A 7752-nucleotide genomic window follows, 5' to 3' on the forward strand; every position below is an offset into this window, starting at 1 on the left:
TCAAGCAGCCGGGCCCAGCACCTGCTGCAACTGGACGCGCTCGCTGGAACAAGCCGCGTCGAAATCGGCCTCGATCTGCTGCAAGTCCTGGCGATCGCCCGCCTTGACGACGACGATGCCGGCGGCCCGGTTGCGCCCGCGCGCCTTGGCCGTGTAGAGCGCCATATCGGCCCAGTTGACCGCCTGCTCCCAATGCTGGGGCAGACCGCTGGGCTGCAGCGGGAAATGGGCGCAACCGATGGACACGGTGACGCGCAGCGGGCCATCGCTGCTGGACACCGGCTCGCCGCCGATGCCGAACAGGATGCGCTCGGCCAGCTGCAGCAGCCGCTCAGGTGCGATATCGGGCGCGAACACCAGGAACTCCTCGCCGCCCCAACGCACCACCAGGTCCTCGGCGCGCACCGCCAGGCTCAGGCGGCGGGCCACCTCGCAGATCACCACATCGCCGATGCCATGGCCATGCTGGTCGTTGACATGTTTGAAATGGTCGATGTCCACCATCAAGAGCGCGCCATTGAACTCGGCCCGCGGCTGCTGCTGCATGACGGCCAGGAAATGGCGCCGGTTGGCCAGCTCGGTCAGGGGGTCGCGCTCGCTCTGGGCCTTGAGCATCTGCTCGTTGGCGCGCAGACGCTTGTGGGCGGCACGCACGCGCTGCACCATCAAAGCCACCAGCAGCAGAGAGAGCCCCAGCAGCAAGGCCACGGCCACGCCGACCTGCTGCACCCGCTGGCGGTTGCCGAGCTGGTGGTCGACCAAGGCCTGGTCGCGCTGCAGCAGCTCCAGATCGCGCTGCTTGCGCTCGCTGTCGTACTTGAGCTGCAACTGCTGCAAGGCGCTGGCCCGGTTGCGCTCGACCAGCTCGGCGCTGAGCCGGCGCTCCAGATGGTAGGCCGCCAAGCCCTCCTTGAACTGGCCCGCTGCCGTCCAGGCCTCGCCGAGTTCGCGCAGCTCCTGGGTGCGCAAACCCTGGTCGACCTCACCCTGGCTCATCAACTCGATGCGGGCAATCTCACGCCGCGCCTGTTCGAAATCGGCCAGCTGCACATAGGCTACCGCCATATTGTGGCGAATCGTGCGCTGGATGCGGATGTCGCCGCGCTGCTCGAACAGCGGCAAGGCCTGACGTGCCACGTCCAGCGCCCGAGCCGGTTGCTTGAGCTGCAAGTACGCGTCGGCCAGATTGCTCTGCGACTGCGCCAACCAGCGCGGTGCATCGGCCTGACGGGCCAGTTCCACGCATTCCTCCATGGCGCGCAGCTTGGCCGGACCGTCCTGGCGCAAGCCGGCCACATAGGCTTCGTAGCTCTTGATCTTGAAGAGCGCCAAGGTGTCGCCCTGGGCCAGTTGGCGAGCCTGGCCCAACCAGCGGCTGGCCGCCTCCGGCTGGTCCTGAAGCTGGGCGATCATGGCCAGGGAGCCGAGGCTGCTGGCCGCCAGATGACGGTCGCCGCCGGCCTGGACCAGGGCCAAGGCTGTCTGCGCCGAGGCCTCGGCCAGGGGCAAGGTGCCGGCGCGGATCTGGCTGCGCTCGATCAGGCGCAGCGCCACCCAGACGAGCCGGAAGTCGCAGGCCGCAGGCAGCGTGCTGGGGGTCTGGGCTTGCAAGCTGGCGGCGCTGGGGCAGGCCTGGCTCAGGCCGGCCAGGGCCTGCTGCGCCAGCTTCTGGGCCTGCTCGCCGGCGCCCATGCGGTCGGCCCGCTCGGCGCGCAAGAGCAGCACCGCATCGCGCGCCTCGGGCTGGCGGGCCAGGCGCTCGGCCACCTGGTCGGCCTGCACGAAGTCTCCACTGAGCACCAGCAGCCGGCCCTCGGCCAACAGCAGCTGCAGCGCTTGCGCGGGCTTGTCCGCTTGCTGCTGCAACTCGCGCAGGCGGCGCAAGGCCTGCTCCGGGCGATCAAAGCCTTGGCGCAGCAGCAGCTCCAGCTGATCGCTCAGCTTGCGCTCGACCGGCCAGGCGACAGCAGGCAGCGCCGGGACGGCCGAGGCGGCTGTTGCTGCCGTGGCGGGCTGAGACTGAGCCTGGACCAGCCCAGCCGCCAAAGTCAAAAGCCCGGCGCAGCGGCGCCAGCCTGCCCGGATGCGCGCACCGCTCATGATCGCCCCTCGCCTGCCGCCCACACCGGCCCCTGCAGCTGCACCAGCTCCAGCTCACCGGCGCGCCAGGCCTCTTCCATGCGCTCGCTCAAAGCCAGGAAGGCGGCCGCGTCCAGCTCGGCCTGATGCGGGGCCATGGCCTTGAGCCCGAAGGCGCGGTTGCGACCATGGGCCTTGGCCATATACATCAAGGTGTCGACCAGGGCGATGGCGCGCTCCCAATCGACACTCCAGCCATGGGGTGCGACCGGAAAGCTGCAAAAACCCATGGATGCACTGACATGCAGACCCTGCTCGCCGGCCGGCCCGTGCCGCACCGGCGTCGACGCGATCTGATCGAGCAGACGCTGGGCCAGGCTCTCGATCTGAGCCGGGTGACGGATGTCGATGACGATCAGGAACTCCTCACCGCCCCAGCGCACCAGCAAGTCCTCGTCGCGCAGGCAGCTGCGCAGGCGCTGCGCCACCTCCACCAGCACCGCATCCCCGACCGCATGGCCGTGGCTGTCATTGATGCGCTTGAAGTGGTCGATGTCGATCAGGAAGACCGAGGCATGCAAGCGCCCTTGCTCGGCCAGCCGCACGATGGCCGATTGGAAATGGCGCCGGTTGGCCAGGCCGGTGAGCGGGTCGCGCTCGCCCTGGACCTTGAGCGCCGCATTGCTGTGCGCCAGCGCCTGATTGGTCTTGCGTATGCGCTGGTAGGCCAGGCCCAGCAGCAGCGCAGACAGCACAACGCAAGCGCCCACCGCCGCCCAAAGCTGCAGCTGCAGGTCGCGGGCGCGCAACTGCTCCAGCTTCAAGCTGCGGTCGCGGGCCAGCAAGGCCATCTCCTTGCCGCGCCGCTCGTCGTCATATTGGGCCTGCACCTCCAGCACCGCGCTGCGCGTTTCCTCGCGCAACTGCTGGTCAATCATGCGCCGGTACTGCTGAAACGCACGCGCCGCCCCGCCCAAATCGCCCATGCGCTCCAGCGCTTCGCCGAGCTCATTGAAGTTGTCCGCCACCTGGCCGTTCAATCCCTCGGCCTGGCTCATGGCGATGGACTGCATCACATGGGACTTGCCCAGCTCGATCTGGCGCAGCTGGATCAAGGCAATGCCGAGGTTGTGCAGCGCCAGGGCTTCGTTGGAGTTGTGCCCATGCCGGCGCGCCAGGGCCAAGCCCTCTTCGGACAGCTGGCGGGCCTTGGAGAAATTGCCCTGGCGCAGATAAAAGTCCGCCGAGTTGGCCAGGGCCAGCGATTGCAAGGTCGGCGAACCGCTGTCGCGGGCGGCGTTCAAGGCCAGCTGCATGGAGGCCTGCGCGCGGTCGAATCGCTTGAGGATGCCCAGGATCACACCGCGCGTGTTGTGCACCCGGTAGAGCAGCATGGGGTCGGGGTCGCGTGCGGCCTCCCGCAGCGCCTCCTCGATGGCACTGGCGGCGCGCTCATGCTGCTGGGCACGCAGCAAGGCATAGGCCAGCATCGACAGCGCCGAGGCCCGGCGCCACGAGGCCTGCGAGCGCTCGGCCAGCTCCAATGCCTCATTGGCATGGCCGAGAGCCAGCTCCACCCGCCCGGCCTCGGACTCGGCGATGCAGAGCTGTACCAGGGCGCGAAACATCAGGCTCAAGGGCACATCGGCGCTGAGCTGGGCCGGCAGCACGGCCAATGCCTTGTAGGCCTGATCGGATTTGCCTTCGCGCGTCAGCTGCTGGGCCCGGACCACCGCCTCGGCCAGCTGGGCGGCGTTGCGGAAGCGTGGGTCGGGCCAGTTCTGCAGGCTGTCCAGCAGGGCTTGCAAAGCCGGGCCCTCATTGAGCTCGACCAAAGCCGCGCCGCGCAAGGCCAGCATTTCCAGGCGTTCCAGACTGCCGGGCGTGCTGGCCGCCAGCAAGGTGTCGAGCACCGGCAAATTGGCGGCTGCCCGGGCAGCGCCGCCGCGCTCGATACGCTCCAGCTGGGCCCACAGATCGGGCACCACCGCAGCCGAAGCCGCGGCTGCAGGCGGAGCAAGTAGCGCCAGCGGCGAAGACGGCGCCGTGGTCTGGGCCTCAACCCGAAGCCCGACGGCGGCCCAGCTCAGAAACAAGCAGGCCAAGGGACGCAAGCTCATCCAGCGGCTCGCAACAGGCCCACCATGGGCTGAGCCAGCCCGGCTGAGCCGGACTGCCCCGCGAGCTGAACGCTCACCACCCATGGCCATGCGTCGTTCCATCGAAGCGCCTGGATTGCCCGAGCCCTTGCTGTAGGTACTGCTTTCGCTGCTCGCCGGCCGCAAGCCCGGTCCACGCCGCGAAGTCGCTGGCGAAAAAAGCCCGGGTATTGCAAACAGCGTGGCAGACCATATGCACCCCAGTATCAACCCAAACGTGGCAGCCCAAAAGGCGATTCAGGGGTCAAGCCCGGGCCAAACTTGAGCCTGGCCCGGCGCCTCAGGCCAGCGGCGCGGCGCCGCCGGACACCTCGCCGGCGCCATCGGGGCGATAATTGCCGCCTACGTCCTTCGGCCGCGCAGCTGTTTGTCCCTTGTGGGAAGACCCGCGCGACGCCCGCAGACGCCACTGCCCAGAAAGCCCTCTTGAAGAAGACCTACCCCCTCCACGTCGAAGGCAAGCACCCCGACCGCCTGCTCGAAGCCACCAAGCACGAGATCCGCAAATACATCAAGCGCGAGCAGAACAAGCCGCGCCCGGCCGGCGTGGACTTCTGGGACTTCGACTGCCGCTTCGGCAGCAGCCCGGCCACCGCCGAGTTGATCCCCATGGCCGCCCTGACCGAGCGCATCAATGCCTATGCAGCCGAAAAGGCCGACAGCTTCTATGTGGAGCTGCTTGCCAAACCGGGGGTGCGCCGCCCCCGCCCCGCCACCGGCGCCGACGAGGCCGAAGTCAACGATTGAACGAAGCGCCGGCGCTCAGAGCGCCGGGCCCAGCCCGGACATTTCACGAGGGACGCGGGAATTGCGTGCGTCCAGGCCGCAGCCAGTGGCGCCGAGACGGCCGCAGCCAATGCCCAGTGGCATCGGCGAGGCTGAGTCCGGACATGGACACGCCAAGTGGCCTGTCCATGACTGACGAAGTGCCAAGCCTCGGGCTTGGTGCGGCCTGCAAGGCTTGAGGCGTCAAGGGCAAGGTCTGGGCCGCGCAAGCCCGCGTAGGCCCAGTGTCCAAAATGGATCGAAGGTCGAAGCGAGAGATCATCGTGCTCATCGGTGCTGCGGACCGGCCAGGGCCAACTTCGTGAAACATCCGGGATAGGCCTGGCGCATCAACGCCCCGGCTCATGGCCCTCGTAGCGCGGCAGCGTCGCATCCAGGTCCTCCCATGAAGCGCGGGAGCTGACAAAGTTGTGCGAGATGGGCCGCTCGCTGATCTCGGAATCCAGGATACCGAGACGGAGCCGCAACCGGCTGGGGTCGCTGGCGTTCGAACTGAACAGCGGCGCCGCGCAGATGCCGCAAAAATGCCGCCGGCGCCCCGGTGCTGATTCATAGGTGCGAATGCTCTGCTCACCGCGCGTGATCCGCAGACCACGGGCTTGGATGAAGCCATTGGTGGCAAAAGCTGTTCCGCTGGCCTTGCGGCACTTGGAACAATGGCAGTGAATGATGGCCTCAATGCCGCCCTCCACCTCCAGCGCCACGGCCGCGCAGAGGCAAGTTCCGAGGTAGGTCGTCGTCATGCTTTCAAATCCTGTGGTGAGATGAGATGAGATGAGATGCCTCAAGACATATTGCGAGGCCTTGGCATGCGGCGCTTCAGTCCCGGCATGAAAGGCCAAGGCCCGTCAGTGGCTGGCTTCGGGAACTCAAGTTCCAAAACTGCGGGCACACGAGAGCAACTGCCACATGGAAGACTCAAGCCGCATTCTCAGCGAGGCTCCTTGCGAAGCACCAACTTGAGCCCCGACCAGACCTCCGTGACGGCGCAGACCTTGACATCGACGTAGCCAAGCGGCAAAGCCAGTTCGCGAATCGTGTCTTCTGTGACGGTGCTTGGAACTTTGGCTGACTTCTTCGGCCAAGAGATCCATAGCGCTGCATCAGGCTTCAGCTTCTTGCGCAAAAGGCTCAGTCGCTTTGCGAGCTCTTCTCTCTGGGTAACAAATGCGTGAGCGATGTCGACCGTCGCATCAGGATGGGTGACAAACACCACGGCTGGCGGGAGTGGAGCCAGCAGGCCTTCGTAGGCCTTGGGGGCGTCAAGGAGCAGCACGCGATGTGCCTCTTTGATGCCAAGCTTCTTGAAAAGCGGCGTTCCAGAGTAGCCGGCGGTGCTTGACGTTTCCATGCGGCTCAACTCTGAGCTAAGCAAATGGCGTCCGCGAATTCCGGGGCGAATCATTTCTCATAGACGCTCAGGAGGTCTGTGACCAGAATTCCGTTGATTTTCATTCCTACAACGTTCGCGTCTTCGATGGACACGTTCTCAAAGCAAGCATTTCGAAACGTAGCGTTGGCAAGTGTGACGTCTTCAAACTGCGCCTCTCGAAGACTGACATTGCTCAACCTCGACTTGCTGAGATCCACATCTTCGAACACCGATTCGGACAACCGGCAGTTGATGTACTGCAACTTCTTGCCTTCGGTCATTGCTTTCTCCTCGACAAACTTGGTGGACTGATCAGAGGCACAACATAGAAGTGAGGGGCAAACGGCAAGCAGCGGCAGGACGCCGCAGGGCCAGAACAAAACAAGGCCTGTAGGCGGCATGCCGTTGCGGGTCCGGTTGAGCGAGTGGTGAGAGCGCACGCGCCATGAATGAGCACTTGATTGCAAGAACTACCTATCTTGAAGCATGCAATTTGGCATAGATTCGGTCCGTCTCTGCCACCGAGGTGGCTGCGTCGAATGCACCAACAAGTCCAAACAAGTAGAGTCGCTCGTTCATAGTCATGCCACGAAGCTGCGCCCCGACTTCGTCGCGAAATTCAGACCAGGCCTTATAGATGGCCGAGTACTCTGCGTCGCTCTGAATCCATACGTTCCCGAGATGCTTTTCGACCGATGCCAGCAGTTCATCCGCGCTAGCTGAATCGAACTTCCAGCCATGCAGCTGTTGCACTAGCCCGATCGCCGCTCGATCACGGGATGACCTAACGATACTTTCGCAAAGTTGGTCGAGTGTCATTTGCGATCTAACGTTTGAACCAACTGGCCCGCGACGGCAGGACGCCGTAGGGCCAGAACGAAAATGAGGCCTGAAGGCGGCGGGCTGTTGAAGGTCCGGTTGAGCGACCAGTTAAGCTGCATTTTCTGGCGCCACATGTTTGAGCCAATGCATGGCAAGCCCGAATGCGGACACTGCCGCACCCAACAGAACGACAAAGCACCAAGCAAGGAAAAGCTCAAGCTGCCCCTCCTGCGCATGCACCTCAGCCGGCTGAACAGGCTGAAGAATGAATAGCGCTGCATTTGCAATCAGGGCACGGACCTCCCGAGGCAACGCTGAGTGCAGCTGCCAAAACCAGACGCTATCGACGATCAAATTAGCGAACCAGAGGGTAGCAGCGAGCGTGGCCAGCGCGACCACCGCGCTGGATGCAGCGGCTTTCAATCTTTGGGGTCGCGGTGCCTTGCTCAAGTGCAACTTAACGAGGCTGTCCAATAACCCGATATCCCCAACCACCCGCACTACTCTGGGCGTGTGAATGTCGGCGAAGGCGAG

At 64.9% G+C, this 7752-nt stretch carries 7 protein-coding genes; 1 reads left to right on the plus strand and 6 read right to left on the minus strand.

Going from position 1 to position 7752, the window contains the following annotated elements:
- Complete coding sequence (locus LNV28_RS17580) at positions 1-2100, minus strand: GGDEF domain-containing protein (RefSeq protein ID WP_263517636.1); 2100 nt, start codon at positions 2098-2100, stop codon at positions 1-3.
- Complete coding sequence (locus LNV28_RS17585) at positions 2097-4199, minus strand: GGDEF domain-containing protein (RefSeq protein WP_263517637.1); 2103 nt, start codon at positions 4197-4199, stop codon at positions 2097-2099. The genes LNV28_RS17580 and LNV28_RS17585 overlap by 4 nt, the downstream gene beginning before the upstream one ends.
- A 465-nt stretch (positions 4200-4664) precedes the next feature.
- Here LNV28_RS17585 and LNV28_RS17590 point away from each other — a divergent pair, with 465 nt between their 5' ends.
- Positions 4665-4985, plus strand: coding sequence for a DUF6172 family protein (locus LNV28_RS17590; protein WP_263517638.1), 321 nt, complete (start codon positions 4665-4667; stop codon positions 4983-4985).
- 368 nt (positions 4986-5353) lie between these two features.
- Here LNV28_RS17590 and LNV28_RS17595 read toward each other — a convergent pair whose 3' ends face one another.
- The 4 genes from LNV28_RS17595 to LNV28_RS17610 all read right to left on the minus strand — a co-directional run.
- Positions 5354-5866 (minus strand): GFA family protein, encoded by a 513-nt coding sequence (locus tag LNV28_RS17595; RefSeq protein ID WP_263517639.1) that lies wholly within the window; start codon positions 5864-5866, stop codon positions 5354-5356.
- Positions 5867-5955: 89 nt separating this feature from the next.
- Entirely contained in the window at positions 5956-6375 is a 420-nt protein-coding gene (locus LNV28_RS17600) for a DUF3052 domain-containing protein (RefSeq protein WP_263517640.1), read from the minus strand.
- Between the two features lie 50 nt (positions 6376-6425).
- Positions 6426-6863, minus strand: coding sequence for a pentapeptide repeat-containing protein (locus tag LNV28_RS17605; protein WP_263517641.1), 438 nt, complete (start codon positions 6861-6863; stop codon positions 6426-6428).
- A 463-nt stretch (positions 6864-7326) separates the two neighbouring features.
- Positions 7327-7752 (minus strand): hypothetical protein (locus LNV28_RS17610; protein ID WP_263517642.1); only part of this gene is annotated, 426 nt, incomplete at its 5' end.

Source organism: Paucibacter sp. DJ2R-2, assembly GCF_025717675.1.
In the GTDB taxonomy this organism is placed as follows: domain Bacteria; phylum Pseudomonadota; class Gammaproteobacteria; order Burkholderiales; family Burkholderiaceae_C; genus Paucibacter_A.